Below are 15,752 nucleotides of genomic sequence, written 5' to 3'. Positions count from 1 at the left end.
GTCCATAATCCGAATTTGCCCCTGCACAGTGTGTCTGTGTGGGGGCGTTTCATATGTGCCGCCCCATGTTTGGTTACTCACCCCTTTCAATCAAAGCGGTCTGACGATTTTTTTGCGAATTTTCCCCAAAGTCACCACAACGGTGCACTGCACTTAAACGAATCTTCATTCCTTCGCGTCATGTCTCGGTTCAGGTCGAGCTGTCTAAGCTCATCCGCCGATTGGTTAGGCGCTGCTCCGTGTCATGGTCACGGGCTGTCGCGAGGAGATAAGAAATGAAGTTCATTAATAGTATCAAACTGGCCGTTAAACTCCCTGTGATCATGATCGCATTGTCGGTGATGACCATCACCATTGCCACCTACGTGTCGTACAAACGCGCGTCTGCGTCGTTGTTGGTTGAAGCCGAAGATATGCTTCAAACCGTTTCAGAGGCGCGGTCTCTGGAATTGCAAAGCTGGTTCAACGGTATTGATATTGATCTGCGCTCGCAGGCCTCAAACCCCACTGTTTTGTCAGCCATTCGCGGGTTTGACGAGGCATGGCGGTCGATTAACGGGGATGCGACGGAGTATCTGCACAAGTGGTACATTGATGAAAACCCCAATCCTGCCGGGGAGAAGCAAGCTCTTGATCTCGCCGAGGACGGTAGCTCCTACAGTCAGGTGCATAAGCTCTACCACCCGTATTTCCGCAAACTTGTGGAGGAAAAGGGGTACTATGATGTCTTCGTGTTCGATCTTTTGGGGGATTTGATTTATTCGGTTGTTAAAGAACGCGATTTTGCGACCAACTTTGTTGAGGGGCCATTCGCGGACACAGGGCTGGGCCGCGCGGTCAGCCACGCGCTTAATGCTGAAACACCTGGAATTTTCTTCTCCGATTTCCAGAATTATGACCCTTCTAACGGCGCGCCGGTGTCCTTTGTTTCCTCTCCTGTGGTGGACCGTCGAGGGGAAGTGCGTGGTGTCATTGCGTTTCAACTCCCTGCAAACCGCCTCGACAGTGTGATGCAACGCAGCACGGGGCTGGGCGAGACGGGCGATGCCTATATCGTTGGCGAAGATCATTTGCTGCGCTCCGATCCACGTCTTGGCGATGGAAATGACGTTCTTGTGGTGTCGGTGACAACCCAGTCCGCTAAAAACGCTCTCAAAGGCCAGACAGGTCTGTTGCGTGAAGTTGAGGTACATGAAGAAACGGGTTTTTCCCATGAACACCTCGCGGCCTATGTCCCTGTCGAATATCATGGCGTTAAAATGGGCCTCATTGTCGAACAGAGCATTGAGGAAATTCTGACACCCGCCAAGGAACTTGGGGCAACCATGTTATGGCAGGGTGCGGTGATGATCGCCGTTGTCGGTGTCATCTCTCTGTTGATTTCCCGAGCTGTTTCGCGACCTCTGACCAATGTCGAATCCGCAATGCGCAGCGTGTCGGAAGGGGACTATAACGTCGTCATCCCTGAGACGGATCGAGGTGATGAAATCGGTGGAATCGCTGCAACTCTGGATGATTTCCGCGATGCTTTGGGGCGGGCGGAACACGCTACGCGCGACGCGTTATTCAAAGGGTCGGCCTTTGAAGGCTCCTCTGCTGCGCTGATGATGACCGATCAAGACGTCAACGTCACCTATATGAACGAAGCGGCTCTCACCTTGATGCGGCATCATGCGGCCGCGTTCCAAACGCGGTTCACGGATTTTGATGCTGACACATTGGTTGGCAAGAATATCGACGCATTCCATGATGAACCTGAATATGTCCGCAAGATGTTGGCTGATCCCAGCAAGATGCCATTCTCCTTGGATATGAAGATGGGAGAAGTGTATTTTTCTCTGGATGTGAATTCCGTGGTCGATACCGAAGGCACACCAATCGGCTGTGTCATGGAGTGGAAAGACGTCACCGACATCCGCACGAGCGAAGCCGTGATCAGAACGCTCAACGAAACCCAAGCCAAGGTAGAGTTTAACCCGAATGGGCAAATCCGTGACGCCAATGATCTCTTTGCCAACATGCTCGGCCAAGAGAAAGCGGAGCTGATCGGAAGGGCACAGGATGAATTCTTCAACTGGGACGAGCAAGCCAGCAGTGATGAGGGCTCGGTATGGGAGCGCCTGATCGACGGCGAGAGTATCTTCGGGCGGTTTAACCTTACCGGGGCCAATGGCCAAATCTCTATCATTGAAGGGACGTTCAGCCCCGTGAAAGATGGCGAGGGCAACGTGTTCCGCGTGATCCTTTTGGGGTCCGATATCACCGAAAACCAACTGCTTCTCGCCGAAGCCGATGCGCGTCAGAAAGCAATGAAAAGAGAACAGGATCAAGTCGTTGATGGTCTTCGCGTCAGTTTGAAAAAACTCGCAGAGGGGGATTTGACAGCGCGTCTCGAGCAGGAGTTCGGAGCGGAATACGAAACGCTGCGATCCGATTACAATACAGCCGTGGACAACCTGCTCGAAGCAATGTCAAACGTTGTCGAGAATGCGGATATGATCCGTGGCGAAGCGTCTGAAATTTCAAGCGCAGCCGATGATCTGTCGCGTCGGACCGAGAAACAGGCGGCAACACTTGAGGAAACAGCCACAGCACTTGACGAGTTGACCTCCTCTGTGCGCTCGGCCTCTGAAGGAGCCAACCAAGCCAGCCAAATGGTGGAAACGGCGAAATCCAATGCCGAAGCCTCGGGTGAGGTGGTTCAGCATGCCGTGGATGCAATGAGCGAAATTGAAAGCTCTTCCAACCAGATCTCGAAAATCATTTCCGTGATTGACGACATTGCCTTCCAGACCAATTTGCTCGCTCTCAACGCGGGTGTTGAGGCGGCACGGGCCGGCGAGGCAGGACGCGGGTTCGCTGTCGTGGCCTCGGAAGTGCGTGCCTTGGCACAGCGTTCCTCGGAAGCAGCACGGGAAATCAACGATTTGATTTCGAAATCGGGCGCCCATGTGAAACGGGGCGTGAGTCTGGTTGGTGAGACGGGCGAGGCGCTGCGCGGCATCGTGCAATCTGTGACGGAGATCGCGCATAATGTAAGCGAAATCGCTCTGTCCGCCCGCGAACAATCATCGGGCCTGGCCGAGATTAATGAGGCGGTCAATCAACTCGATCAGGTGACGCAACAAAACGCCGCCATGTTTGAACAGACCACGGCTGCGTCGCATTCTTTGACGCGCGAAGCCGAAAACCTCAATGCAACAACCTCGCGGTTTTCGATTGGTGCCGTAGCTCGTGAGGCATCGGAGGCAAAGATCGTCAACATGCCACCCGCCGTAACCGCGCCAGTTCAGGGGGACGAGGATCCCGATTCAACTGCGCAAGATGAGAAAATCGCAGTCAATCAATCCGCGATGGACCCAACGCCAACGGCGCCAGCAAATGATGGTTGGGAAGATTTTTAATCACCGAAAGGTCGTGTGACTGTGAGTTCTCTTGATAAGGTATTTAGAGCATCGAAGGTGGAAAAACCTGCCGCTCCTGTTCGAACGCTCATCGTGGACGACTCGCGGACAATGCGAGGATTGATCCGGACGGTTCTGGAGCGTGACCCACGTATCAAGGTTGTGGCCGAGGCAGAAACTGCGCGCGAAGCCCGCGATGCCGTGAATGAGCACTGCCCAGATGTGATGACATTGGATGTGGAAATGCCATCAATGTCGGGGCTTGAGTTTCTCGATCGGTTGATGCGTCATCGCCCTATGCCCGTCGTGATGGTGTCTACTCTCACGACGGCAGGGAGTGAAACCGCGGTTGCCGCTTTGGCGAAGGGGGCGTTGGAGTGCGTTGCAAAGCCTACCATCGGGCAAAGAAGCCCGCCATTCGCAGGCCTTGCCGACATCCTCGTCGCGGCCGCCTCGGCGCAGGTAACTGTACCGACTTCAATATCGCCCGTGGTGCCAAATAGAATAAGCGGTCGGAATTTCCGTCGGATTTGCCTGTTGGGTGGCTCTACGGGGGCGGTGGAGGTCATTGAGAAAATCTTGCGGCATTTTCCTGCGGATTGTCCGCCAACCCTGATCACGCAGCATATGCCTGCGCCGTTCCTGAGCAGCTTTGCAGCGCGGTTAAACAATATCATTGCACCGACCGTGCGGTTGGCCCGCGATGGTGACGAATTGCGCCGGGGGGAGGTTTTGCTGGCCCCGGGTGGAGATTGCCACCTCAATATCGAACAAGGCCAAACGCGTTGTGTTTCTCTTCTCAAGGGGCCGGATGTGTCGGGGCATACTCCATCTGTGGACTCGATGTTCTATTCGGCGCTCCATATGAGTGATCAAATCGTGGCAGGCATTATGACCGGTATGGGCCGTGATGGTGCCGAGGGGATGGCTGAACTGCGCGCCAGAGGGGCCATCACGCTTGCCCAATCTCAAGACAGTTGTGTTGTCTTCGGCATGCCCCGTGTCGCGGGAGAATTGAGCGGGGTTGATGATTGGGTTCATGTCGATGACTTTGGAGAAGCGCTGTTGGAGGCAGCAGAAGTGCCAGTTGGAGCAAAAATATAATGATTCATGCAGAGATTTCGCCCAAATCGTCCAAGAACACCTATATCACGCAAGGCGAGTATGCCGTGTCGTCGGAATGTGATGCGGTTATTTCCACCATTTTGGGCTCCTGTGTTGCGACCTGCCTTTGGGATGCTGAGGAAGGGATTGGCGGTATGAACCACTTCCTTTTGCCTGAGGGTGCCATAGGGCAGGGAGGAACGGATTCCTTTGGGGCGAACGCGATGGAATTGCTCATCAATGGTCTGATCCAGAAAGGGGCCTGTCGAAAAAAGCTCCAGGCCAAAGTCTTTGGTGGAGCGGCTCTCCGCCAGGGGCTCACCTCAGTGGGGCGGGATAACGGGCAATTTGTGTTGGACTATCTTTCGAAAGAAGGCATTCCCTGCATCAGCCAGAGTTTGGGAGGAACAAGTGCGCGGCGCATCGAGTTTGAACCCGTATCGGGCAATGCCCGCCAGAAACTTGTGACGGATCATAACCTCAAGGAGGTCGCACCTCCGCCACCACCGTCGAGCGATATAGAACTCTTTTAAATTGCATGACCCGCTCTCGCCCGAGAGTGGGTTTTGTTCGGCTGGCAACGGATAGGATGACCTTGCAATGGGATATGCACGCGACGTCCCGTGAGCCGGGTGCATTCACATAGCAAAAGACCTGCACGTTTTATAAACGGCAGGTGGGTATTTCTAATCTGTTGTGTGGGTTTGGTGTCGGGACCCGCGCCATCGGCGCAATTGGGTCTGATCAGGTTAGAACCATGATACAGTTCCGGACTCCTCTTCGCTGAGGGTAAATGGGGTGTCGATGTCGTCAAAAAGCTTATGGGCCAGATGGCGTAACTGAATGCTGTCTTTTATCGGCGTAATGTCGATGGTGGAGCTTCCGTTTTGGATAGAGAGTTGCGCCATGACACTTTGGAGATCTTCGAGCGTTTGTTGGAGGCGGTCGATGGCCTGCATACTGCGCTGCACCGACGGAGACAGGTTTTGCACGTTTTTCAGGGTGGCACCGAGAGCGATTTGAACTTCGGCGGCCAACATCGTGAGGGCTAGCATCTCATCTTGTAGACGTGCGTGGAGCGTCGCCAATGGCATGACGGTGCTATTACGGCCGCCGCGGGTGATATTCGGTGCCTGGAACGTCATTACAGTTTCCCTACGATCGCTTCGATTGCGATTTTGAGTGTCATGGGATCAAATGGTTTTTTGACAAAATTGTTCATCCCGAGCTTTTTTCCCATCTCGATGATTTCACGGTCTGCACGCCCTGTAATGAGCATAAAACCGATCCCTTTGGTGCGAGGGTTGGTTCGCAGGGCATGGAGCAATTGAAGCCCGTCCATACCCGGCATGTTGTAATCTGAAATCACCAGATGCACAGGAGAGGTCTGTAGCTTGGTCAGCGCCGTCGGTCCATCAGACGCACTCGCAATATTGCGAATGCCAAATCCATCAAGTGCATTTGTAATGAGGCCGCGGCTGGTCGACATATCGTCCACGACCATGATGCGGAGTTGATCCCTAAGTGCCATGTTTTAAACCTTTTTATTGGCGCGATACGGCATTAGTGTTTATGCGCACGCGTGTAAGTCGTGACGCCGACATTGGTAAGTTGCGGGGCAATATCATCGGGTAGGCGTTCAGAGTGGCCGATCATCAGCCACCCATTTTGAGTGAGCTTGTTGCAGAACCGTGTGAGCAAACGAGATTGCGTTGTCGTGTCAAAATAGATCATCACGTTGCGACACATAATCAGGTCAAATGATCCTTGCATTGGCCAGTCATCATTCAGGTTGAGTTGACGGAACCGCACCAGAGATTTCACCTTATCCGTGACGTGATAGCGCAGGCCATCAGCCTCCTGCGACACCGTGAAGGATTTGGTCAGAAGGGGCTCCGGAATGCCGCCGATCAGGGAGACGGCATAAGAGGCAGCGCTGGCGGTGGCCAAGACCAAGGGGTCAATGTCGGTGGCCAAAATCAGACAGTCCTTTGAGCCAATTGCGGGATCGCAATCGAGCAATGTCATCGCAATCGAATAGGGCTCTTGACCATTGGAACATCCCGCCGACCAAATTCGCACCTTTTCGCCGCGATCCAGTTTGGCTTTGATCTGCGGATAGATGGTGGTTCTGATAAAATCGAAATGGTGGTTTTCACGAAAGAACTGCGTCACGTTGGTGGTCAGTGCCGAGACAAAGGCGCTCATCTCATCCGCATTTTCCGCACGTTCGAGAAAGTCGAGATAGCCCTCAAATGTGGGGATGCCCAACACGCGTAGACGCCGCGTCAGGCGGGATTTGACCATCGACACCTTGGAGGGCGACAGCATGATGCCCGCTTGTGACTTCGAGAGCGCAACAATCCGTGCGTAAGCCGCATCAGAAATGTGGCTTTCAATTGGAACGCTTCGAGGGATGGAGGCGACCTGAGTCATGCGGCCTCCTCATCGGGCGGGGGCATGACAGCATCCAGATCGAGAACGCGGATCATGCGGTTCTCAACCACGATCAAAGCGGATACGAAATTGCGGGCGTCGTCGATCGACATCTCGGGGGGAGCTTGTAGCTCGTCGTGCGGAATGGCGAGAATGTCCGAGACAGCATCGACCATCAGACCGGCAGTGCGCCCGCCAAGATCAACGACGATGATCACATTGCGATCATTGTTGCCCTCTGTTTCCAGACCAAGACGGGCCGCGAGATCGACGATAGGAAGGACCGTACCGCGCAGATTGATCACGCCTTTCACAAATGCGGGAGCGTGCGGCAATGATGTGGCTTTGGCCGACCCACGGATTTCGCGGACGGACATGATATCTACCGAATAGTCCTGACCGCCGACGCGGAAAGACAGTAGCTCGATAGACGCAGATGCGGATTGTTTGGTGTCTTCTGTCATGAGCTTAACCTACGAGAGATGGGGTTGGGGAGGGTGTTTTGGTGCGGCCCGAGGCCTGCGCCACCAGATCGCCGGGGTCGAGAATGAGCGCAATTTGTCCGTCGCCCAAAATGGTTGCTGCGGCGATGCCCGGAATGCGGCCATAGCTGCCTTCCAGGCCTTTGATGACGACCTGGCGTTGATCTTCGATGGCATCGACGGCGAGGGCGGCGCGATTGCCATCCTCTTGCCCGATCAAAAGCACGACACGACCAACATAGCTTGGCTCTGGCGCGCGATATCCCAATTCGGCGCCCAAATCGAGCAATGGCACAAACCCGCCGCGAACTTGAACAACCTGACTTTGCGGGCCAAGGGATTCCAAGTCGTCTTCGGTCAGCGTCAGGGTTTCCAGAATGGAGTTGAGAGGGACGACAATTGTCTCGTTTTCGACGCGCACGACCATGCCATCCAACACGGCGAGGGTCAGCGGTAGCGAGATCGAGAAGGTGGTGCCTTTGCCTTCGATCGACGAGATGGAAATACGTCCACCGAGTCCCTGAATCGCGCTTTTGACGACGTCCATGCCGACACCACGACCAGATAGGTTGGAGATTTCGCTCGCGGTGGAAAATCCGGGCATAAACAGGAGGTTATCAATATCGGCGTCGCTCAGTTGCGCGTCTGGCGCTATCAGCCCGTTCTCAATGGCTTTTGCCTTCACGCGGTCACGGTTGATGCCCGCGCCATCGTCGGCAATTTCGATGACGATCCGTCCCGAGCGATGTTGTGCGGAAAGGGTGACATGTCCGATTTCAGGCTTTCCATTGTCGCGACGCACTTCGGGTGTCTCCAACCCATGATCGACAGCATTCCGGATCATATGGGTCAGGGGGTCGGCAAGGCGTTCGATGACGGTTTTGTCGACTTCTGTGTTCTCGCCGATGGTGGTCATGCGGACATCTTTGCCGACCGAGGCTGAGGACTCTCGGACGATTCGCCCCATCCGTTGGAAGAGGGATTTGATCGGCTGTGCGCGGATCATCATCACTGATTCCTGAATGTCGCGGGTGAGTTGCAAGAACTCTTCAAGACCCGAGCTGACAGGCGAATTTGGTGGAATATTGGCCTCTACCACGGATTGGCTCAGCATGGCTTGGTTGATGACCAACTCCCCGACGAGATTGACCAACCTGTCGATCCGCTCAAGGTCCACGCGCACGGTTGCGCGCGGTTGCGTTGGGGCAGGAACGGCCTCTTTGGCCTCTGTGGGGGCGGGCGTGGGCACAGGAGCAGGAGATGCTGCGGCAACGGGTGCTGCGGCGTTTTCCGGTTCCGGCGTGGGAGTTGTTTGCGGTGTCGCGGGCGCGTCCAAAGCTGCGGGCTGATCATCCGTCAGTGTGGGAGCCTCTTGCGCGCGGTCCATGACCGGAGCGTTCATTGAGCCCAATGCAGTGTCGAGCAACGGCTCATCCGCGTCAACGGGGTCTGGTGTGAGCGGTGTGATGCTCAACTGGCATAGGCCATCGACGAATTCGAACACATCTATAACGGCGGTTTCAGGCTCGTCGGTAAGCAGATCAATGGTCCACGACAGATAGCCGGCATCTGGGTCCAAGTCCTCAAGCGTGGGGAGGTTGGCGGTGTGGCATGTAATCGTGCACTCGCCAAGCTCGCGCAACGCGCGAAAGAGATAGAGTGGTTCGTTGCCAGAGGTGTATAGTGCGTTCTCCGGCTTCAGACACACGCGAAATCCCTTGGCTGTTGTCATATCGTGGAGGATGGTGTCGTCCACATCGTCGGTGCCATCGAGCTGTGGCAGATCCGACAGATCGGGCAAGTCACCCAAATCCATACCGTCCGCCATATCAACATCATCGCTCAGATCGAGATCGAGTGAGAGAGTCGCGGGCGTGAAATCCACGGCGTCTTCGTCGTCCTCTTGCGAGATGCCGACCATTTTACCGAGCGTTTCGAGCACGGGCTCCGTGATGTCGTCTGAGATGACCTCGCCGTCGCGGGCGGCACGCACGAGATCGCCAAGGATGTCGCTACAGGTGTAAAACAGGCGGATTGCGTCAGCGCCGGGGGTGAACCGACCGGCACGGACCTCGTCCATTGCTGTCTCGAACTGATGGGCGAAGCGAACAAGGTCGTCGAGGCCGAAGGCACCAGCCCCGCCCTTGATCGAGTGAACGGCGCGGAACACGACGTTGATTGTCTCTGAGTCCGTCGCGCCGTCATCCATTCGTTGAAGGCCATCATTGAGGCTTTCGAGAAGCTCTTCGCATTCGACAAAGAAAGACGCGCGGATTTCTGCCATCGGATCGGACATGGGACTACCTCTCAGCCAGAGACCATTTGAAGGGCCTTAACGAGTTTCGCGGGATCAAATGGTTTGACGATCCAGCCTGTCGCCCCTGCGGCGCGGGCCTTTGTTTTTAACTCGTCCGCACTTTCGGTGGTCAGAACGAGGATCGGGATGCGTCGCCATTTTTCTTCGGAACGTACAGCGTTGATAAAGGCGAATCCGTCCATGCGTGGCATGTTGATGTCGGTGATGATGACGTCAGGTTCGGTTTTCTCGAGCACCTCCAGCCCGTGAACGCCATCTTCAGCGAGGTGTGCAGTAAACCCTGCAGATGACAGCGCAAGGTTAAGCATATCACGCATCGTTCGGCTGTCGTCGACAGCAAGGACTTCAAGGCTCATGTCCAGGCCTCCGGTTGGGATAAGGTTTCAGGTGAAAAGCCGAAAAGGCCTAACATTTCGATACAGGCATCATTGGCATTGGCGATGCGTGTCGATTTGCCTGCTTCGGCGCGGGTTTTGATTGCCGACATAATGGTTTGCAGGGGCAGGGTGCCTAAATGACGCAATTCTTGCGCGTCAAGAACAAGGCTGTCATCCGTCACCGATTTCAGTTCATCAAGCAAGTCAGGCAAGGATTGATAGTCGAGACGTTGGGGCAAAGCGAGTGTCTTGCTCATGCCTGTCCCTCCCTTTCTGGATGCGCAGCAACCATATCAAAAACTCCGTATTGGTCTGTCTTGACCATCGGTGTAAGGCGCAGGGGGTTAAGACGACGTTACATCGTGCAAAAATGTCATCAAAAAAACCGCACAGAGATTTTCCCTGTACGGCCTAAATGTGTGTATTGAGATGTCGCTTGGCCCCGTAATCGGGGCGGAGGGTTAGCGCATGATATGGACCAGATGCGAGGCACAGCCCGTCAGCGCGGCATAGTCGTCCTCGATCACATAGATCGGGAAGTTCTTCATAAACCCTGCAAATCGACCCTTGTCGCGGAAGGCATCGGTGAAACCGAAACGGTCGAGATACGGCGTGATGGCACGGGCTACGCCGCCAATCAGGTAGACCCCGCCAAAGGGCAGTTGGATCAGCGACAGGTTGCCCGCGACGGTCCCGAGGATCTTGACAAACAACTGGGCCGTGGCGTCGGCGCGTGGATCGTCGCCCGCCTCGACAGCGGCCATAATGTCGGCGGCTGATTTCTCGCGCGGATCGCCCTCTTGTTGGCCCAAGAACAGATAGACCCGCTCCAACCCGCGGCCTGACAATACGTCCTCGACCGCAGGAAACCCGTGCGCGGTTTCAACGTATTGGCACAGCGCCAATTCGTCTTCGTTGCGGATCGGCAAGTTGGCGTGGCCGCATTCGGACGGGGCAACAAACCGCCCCATCTCGGTCTCGAACACGGGCGCGGCGTTAAAGCCCGTACCGACCCCGATCACCATGCGCACGGCATTGGGGGACGGCTCGGGCGCATCGTCGATAATGGTGCGGATGTTTTCAGGGGCGACAAAGCCAAGCGCGTGGCCCTGTGCCTGCAAATCGTTGAGGATCGCGACATGTTCGGCATGGGCCGCACGGCGCAGCGTGTCCTTGTCAATCGCCCAATCGAGGTTGGTCATGGTGCCAACGCCATCACGGACGGGACCGGCCAAGGCGACACAGGCGCCCTTGCAATCCACGTTGTCCTCTTCGGCGATATACTGGCTGAGAATGCTCTCAAGACCGGGGAACTTGCGGTTGGAATAGCGCCGCACCGTTTCGGGCAAAAGCGATGTCCCATTGGCCAAGGCCACACGCGTGTTGGTGCCGCCGATGTCGGCCACAAGCGAAAGGGTGTTTGCAGGGTGCTTACTCATCAAGGTCAGCCTTTGGTCAGAATGTCTTTGAGCATGTGATAGGAGGCTTTTGGCGTCCGCTGCAAGGTGTCGAAATCAACATGCACGATGCCAAAGCGCTTTTCATAGCCCTCAGCCCATTCATAGTTATCCATCAGCGACCAGTAAAAGAAGCCCTTGAGGTTGGCGCCATCGGCGATGGATTGTTTCATAGCGGCCATGTGGCCTTGGATAAAGTCGCACCGCTCGGGATCGTTGACCGTGCCGTTGATCTTGCGGTCATCCCACGCCATGCCGTTCTCGGTGACGTAGATTGGCAGGTCGCCAACATAGTCTTTGGCCATGCGGGTGATGAAGTGGCGCAGGCCCTCGGGGTAGATTTCCCATCCCATCTGCGTGGTCGCAAGGTGGCCTTTGACGCCCTTGGTATAGGGCCATGCGGTGGCCTCGGGGTCGTGGGCGTGATGGTTGCGAGTGTAGTAGTTGACGCCGAGCCAGTCGAGCGGCTGATGGATGTAAGTTTTGAGGTCATCCTCCCATCCGTGCGGCATATGCGCCCCGAAGCCTTCGAGCGATTCGGCGGGGTAGGTGCCTTTGGTGATGGCTTCGATGAACCAGCGGTTGAACACGGCGTCGGCGGTGGCGGCGGCGCGGGCGTCCTCGTCGCTCTCGGTGGCGGGCACGGCGTAGTCAAAATTGAGAACGATACCGAGGTTGTCGCGGCCTTTGGCGCGCAGGCGCGTCATCGCCTCGCCGTGGGCTTTGAGGACATGGTGCATCGCACGGGATGCGGCACGGATGTCACGGGTTCCGGGTGCGTGGGCACCGAGGAAATGCGACAGAAACGCCACGCACCACGGTTCGTTGATGGTGGCAATCGCCTCCATGCGGTCGCCAATGCGGTCGTCGATGATCTCGACGTAGTCGCCAAACCAGTTATGAACATCGGGGTTGGTCCATCCGCCCAGATCGGACAAGGCAGAGGGCATCTCCCAGTGGTAGAGCGTCTGAAACGGTTTCAACCCGCGTTCAAGCAGTGCATCGGTGAGGCGGTCGTAGTAATCCAAGCCCTCTTGGTTCACCTGTCCGCGCCCCTCGGGCAAAACACGCGCCCATGAGGTTGAGAAACGGTAGGCGTCAAAATTACCCGCTTTCAGCAGGTCGAAGTCCTCGGCGTAGCGGTGGTAGTGATCGCAGGCCCGCGCGCCGTCTTCCGCCCGCACCACATTGCCGGGGGTGGCCGCAAAGGTGTCCCAATGGGTCGGACCCGCGCCGCCAAAGCTATGGCCTTCAATCTGATAGGCCGCTGTGGCAGCGCCAAAGGTGAACCCGTCAGGAAAGTCCGCGCGGGTCAGTTTGGGGGACTTGGTCATGGCTGTGCTCCCTTAAGGCCAATTGCTGCACCCTAAGGGGGCATGTGTGGCGGTGTTGTTGTCGGTTTCAAAATCAACGTTAGCGCTATCTATAACGATTACATAGATGAATTGACAACACCAAAGCGCTTTGATTTTTCGCGCTGCGTGTTTTGTTGCGTAGCGGGCCTTTAGGGTTTGGGGGCAGGGCCGTGGGTGTGGCCGATGATCAGTTCGGCATCAAGCAACCGATGTTCTGGTGGCGCACTTGGATTGGCGATCCGCCGCATCAGCATATCGGCGCAAATCCGTCCTGCAAGGCGCACGGAGGAGCGGGTTGCAGTGTAAATCGGTTCACTCGTGCCATTGCGCAGATAGGACAAATCGTCGTCGTGGATCACCAAGGACACATCGCGCCCCAGTTTCAGATTGGCCTCTTCACAGGCGCGGCGCACACCGATGCCGATGATGATGGATGAGGCGAGAAAGGCCGTGGGGGGCTCGTCTGATTGCAGCATGGCGCTGGTCGCGTTATAGCCGAATTCCTCTGTCATTTCAGCAGAGTAACAAATGGTAGGGTCTTCGGGAATGCCGCGTGCGGTGAGCGAGGCGGTGTAGCCGTGGCGGCGGCGCAAGGCAAAATCCATGCTCTCCAATCCATTGAGCAAACCGATCCGCCTGTGCCCGAGATCAAGCAGGAAATCGGTGGCCCGCTCGAATGCCCGCGCATTGTTCATATCCACCCACGAATAGTCATCTTCACCTTTGCCACCCGAGCGCCCATGCACGACAAAGGGCATGCCGATGCTGCGGAGCAGTTCGATCCGTTTGTCGTTGTCCTTTGGTCCGTGAACGATGACCGCATCCACCGCGCCTTTGAGCGCGATGTCGCGGTAGGTTTGTTCCTCTTGCGCGTCGGGGACAATTTTCAGGTGCATATCGTAGTTTTCGCGAGCGTAGATCTCGGACGCACCTGCGATGAAGTCGGTGAATACGGGGTTAACCACTTCGTGTTCGGTGGAAACGGGAATCACGTGGCCGACGGCGTGGGTGCGCCCTGTCGCCAAGGAACGCGCACGGTTGTTCGGTGCGTAGTTATACTTTTCGGCAGCCTTGCGCACGCGCTCGCGGGTGGCTTCCGAAACCTCTGGATATCCATTGAGTGCGCGGCTCACTGTCGTTTGCGATAAGCCAACTATATCTGAAAGTTTTTTGAGATTCATGGGGAACGACGGCCCTTTGGTCTGCTTGGAATATTGATAAAGCGTAGAGCGTTTCCTGTTTCATGGCAAAGGTTTAGTCCGTGTTTGACGTTGGGTTCGTCAATCAACTTGATGCTGCATTGCAGCATTGGCATTTGTGTCCACTGTTTGGGGGGACTGTGCGTTTATGGCCGCGCTAACATCATTGACAGTGCCGCCAGTTTAAACCACCCTAGGGCATCCAAAGCGCTTTGGTAAATGGATCGAATCTGTTTGATTCCATCGCTTGAGCGCTCGGAAACGTACCATTGTCTAGGCAGAAACTGGGAGGTTTACATGAAGACATATCTTTTGACGGGTGCCGCTGTTGCCGCACTTTCCATCGGGGCCGCATCCGCGCAGGACCTGTCTGGCGAAGTGATTACAGTTGCAGGTCCGTGGCTCAGCCCTGAGTCCGAAACTATCGCAAAAATCTTTGATATTTTCGAAGAGAAGACAGGCGCTGAAGTTAAATATGTTGGCTCCGATAGCTTTGAACAGCAAATCGTCATCGACGCCGAAGCCGGCTCCGCGCCAAACGTAGCTGTGTTCCCGCAGCCCGGTCTTGCCGCTGATATGGCGTCACGTGGTTTCCTGACGCCTCTCAAACCCGAAGTGGGCGAGTGGATCAAAGAGAACTACGCTGCGGGTCAGTCTTGGGTTGATCTGGCGACCTTCGCCAACAAAGAGGGTGAAGATCACCTGTACGGCATGTTCTTCCGTGCCGACCTGAAATCTCTCGTCTGGTATTCGCCTGAGAACTTCGAGGACGCCGGTTACGACGTTCCAACCACAATGGAAGAGCTCAAAGCTTTGACCGAAGAGATTGCCGCAAACGGCGAGACACCTTGGTGTATTGGTCTGGGTTCCGGTGCCGCGACGGGTTGGCCTGCAACCGACTGGGTCGAAGACCTGATGCTGCGCACGCAGTCTCCTGAGGACTACGATGCATGGGTCTCCAACGACCTGAAGTTCAACGACCCAAAAGTTGTTGCTGCTATCGAAGACTTCGGTTGGTTCGCACGTAATGACGCTTACGTTGCTGGCGGCGCAGGTGCGGTTGCAACCACCGATTTCCGCGACAGCCCCAAAGGCCTGTTTGACAGCCCACCCCAATGCTACATGCACCGTCAGGCATCCTTTATCCCTGCGTTCTTCCCTGAGGGCACGGAAATGGGTGTGGATGCGGACTTCTTCTACTTCCCTGCCTATGCTGAAAAAGACCTCGGCAAGCCTGTTCTCGGCGCTGGTACGCTCTTTGCGATCACCAACGAATCCGAGGGCGCGCATGCTCTGATCGAGTTCCTCGAAGATCCAGCCGCTCACGAGCTGTGGATGGCCGAAGGCGGCTTCCTCACACCGCATAAAGGTGTTGATCCATCGAAGTTCTCTTCCGATACGCAACGGGCGATGAACGACATCTTGCTCAACGCAACCACCTTCCGTTTCGACGGCTCCGACCTGATGCCTGGTGGCGTTGGTGCAGGCTCGTTCTGGACGGGTATGGTTGACTACACAGGCGGCAAAGATGCCCAAGCTGTGGCTGACGAGATTCAGTCCTCTTGGGACGCTCTGAAGTAAGAGATTCACATTTTGGGCAATCCGAGCATGTCTCGGGTTG

At 55.9% G+C, this 15,752-nt stretch carries 14 protein-coding genes; 4 read left to right on the top strand and 10 right to left on the bottom strand.

Going from position 1 to position 15,752, the window contains the following annotated elements:
• Window positions 1–275 precede the first annotated feature (275 nt).
• From ACN0TS_RS08490 to ACN0TS_RS08480, 3 genes are read left to right on the top strand one after another with little or no spacing between them, the layout of a single operon-like run.
• Entirely contained in the window at window positions 276–3,404 is a 3,129-nt protein-coding gene (locus tag ACN0TS_RS08490; RefSeq protein WP_417258918.1) for a methyl-accepting chemotaxis protein, read from the top strand.
• A gap of 15 nt (window positions 3,405–3,419) precedes the next feature.
• On the top strand, window positions 3,420–4,508 hold the full coding sequence (gene cheB / locus ACN0TS_RS08485) for a chemotaxis-specific protein-glutamate methyltransferase CheB (protein ID WP_417258917.1): 1,089 nt from the start codon (window positions 3,420–3,422) through the stop codon (window positions 4,506–4,508).
• Window positions 4,508–5,041, top strand: a complete 534-nt coding sequence (locus tag ACN0TS_RS08480) for a chemotaxis protein CheD (protein WP_417258916.1) — start codon at window positions 4,508–4,510, stop codon at window positions 5,039–5,041. Before cheB ends, ACN0TS_RS08480 begins: the two co-directional genes overlap by 1 nt.
• 216 nt (window positions 5,042–5,257) lie before the next feature.
• On the opposite strand, the gene ACN0TS_RS08475 is transcribed toward ACN0TS_RS08480, so the two are convergent.
• The 10 genes from ACN0TS_RS08475 to ACN0TS_RS08430 form a co-directional block, all read right to left on the bottom strand.
• Entirely contained in the window at window positions 5,258–5,653 is a 396-nt protein-coding gene (locus ACN0TS_RS08475) for a hypothetical protein (RefSeq protein ID WP_417258915.1), read from the bottom strand.
• Window positions 5,653–6,039, bottom strand: a complete 387-nt coding sequence (locus ACN0TS_RS08470; RefSeq protein ID WP_417258914.1) for a response regulator — start codon at window positions 6,037–6,039, stop codon at window positions 5,653–5,655. Before ACN0TS_RS08470 ends, ACN0TS_RS08475 begins: the two co-directional genes overlap by 1 nt.
• 32 nt (window positions 6,040–6,071) lie before the next feature.
• Window positions 6,072–6,944: a CheR family methyltransferase gene (locus tag ACN0TS_RS08465; protein WP_417258913.1), complete on the bottom strand. Its 873-nt coding sequence runs from the start codon at window positions 6,942–6,944 to the stop codon at window positions 6,072–6,074.
• A complete protein-coding gene (locus ACN0TS_RS08460; RefSeq protein ID WP_417258912.1) occupies window positions 6,941–7,408 on the bottom strand; it encodes a chemotaxis protein CheW in 468 nt (155 codons plus the stop codon). Before ACN0TS_RS08460 ends, ACN0TS_RS08465 begins: the two co-directional genes overlap by 4 nt.
• Window positions 7,409–7,412: 4 nt before the next feature.
• Window positions 7,413–9,722, bottom strand: a complete 2,310-nt coding sequence (locus tag ACN0TS_RS08455; protein WP_417258911.1) for a chemotaxis protein CheA — start codon at window positions 9,720–9,722, stop codon at window positions 7,413–7,415.
• Between the two features lie 11 nt (window positions 9,723–9,733).
• Entirely contained in the window at window positions 9,734–10,099 is a 366-nt protein-coding gene (locus ACN0TS_RS08450; RefSeq protein ID WP_417258910.1) for a response regulator, read from the bottom strand.
• A complete protein-coding gene (locus tag ACN0TS_RS08445) occupies window positions 10,096–10,377 on the bottom strand; it encodes an STAS domain-containing protein (RefSeq protein WP_417258909.1) in 282 nt (93 codons plus the stop codon). Before ACN0TS_RS08445 ends, ACN0TS_RS08450 begins: the two co-directional genes overlap by 4 nt.
• A gap of 204 nt (window positions 10,378–10,581) precedes the next feature.
• Window positions 10,582–11,559: a glucokinase gene (locus tag ACN0TS_RS08440; protein WP_417258908.1), complete on the bottom strand. Its 978-nt coding sequence runs from the start codon at window positions 11,557–11,559 to the stop codon at window positions 10,582–10,584.
• A gap of 5 nt (window positions 11,560–11,564) precedes the next feature.
• Window positions 11,565–12,911: a GH1 family beta-glucosidase gene (locus tag ACN0TS_RS08435; RefSeq protein ID WP_417258907.1), complete on the bottom strand. Its 1,347-nt coding sequence runs from the start codon at window positions 12,909–12,911 to the stop codon at window positions 11,565–11,567.
• 170 nt (window positions 12,912–13,081) lie between these two features.
• The gene (locus ACN0TS_RS08430; protein ID WP_417258906.1) at window positions 13,082–14,113 is read right to left on the bottom strand and encodes a substrate-binding domain-containing protein; all 1,032 of its coding nucleotides are present in this window, start codon (window positions 14,111–14,113) and stop codon (window positions 13,082–13,084) included.
• A gap of 315 nt (window positions 14,114–14,428) precedes the next feature.
• Between ACN0TS_RS08430 and ACN0TS_RS08425 the strand changes: the two genes are divergently transcribed.
• Window positions 14,429–15,712 carry an ABC transporter substrate-binding protein gene (locus tag ACN0TS_RS08425; RefSeq protein ID WP_417258905.1) on the top strand — a complete coding sequence of 428 codons (1,284 nt, stop codon included), beginning with the start codon at window positions 14,429–14,431 and terminating at the stop codon, window positions 15,710–15,712.
• The last annotated feature ends 40 nt before the right edge of the window (window positions 15,713–15,752 follow it).

The organism is Celeribacter sp. (genome assembly GCF_048266405.1).
GTDB lineage: Bacteria > Pseudomonadota > Alphaproteobacteria > Rhodobacterales > Rhodobacteraceae > Celeribacter.
The sequence above is the reverse complement of the archived record's forward strand: the minus strand, read 5'-3'. Positions and strand labels throughout refer to the sequence as shown.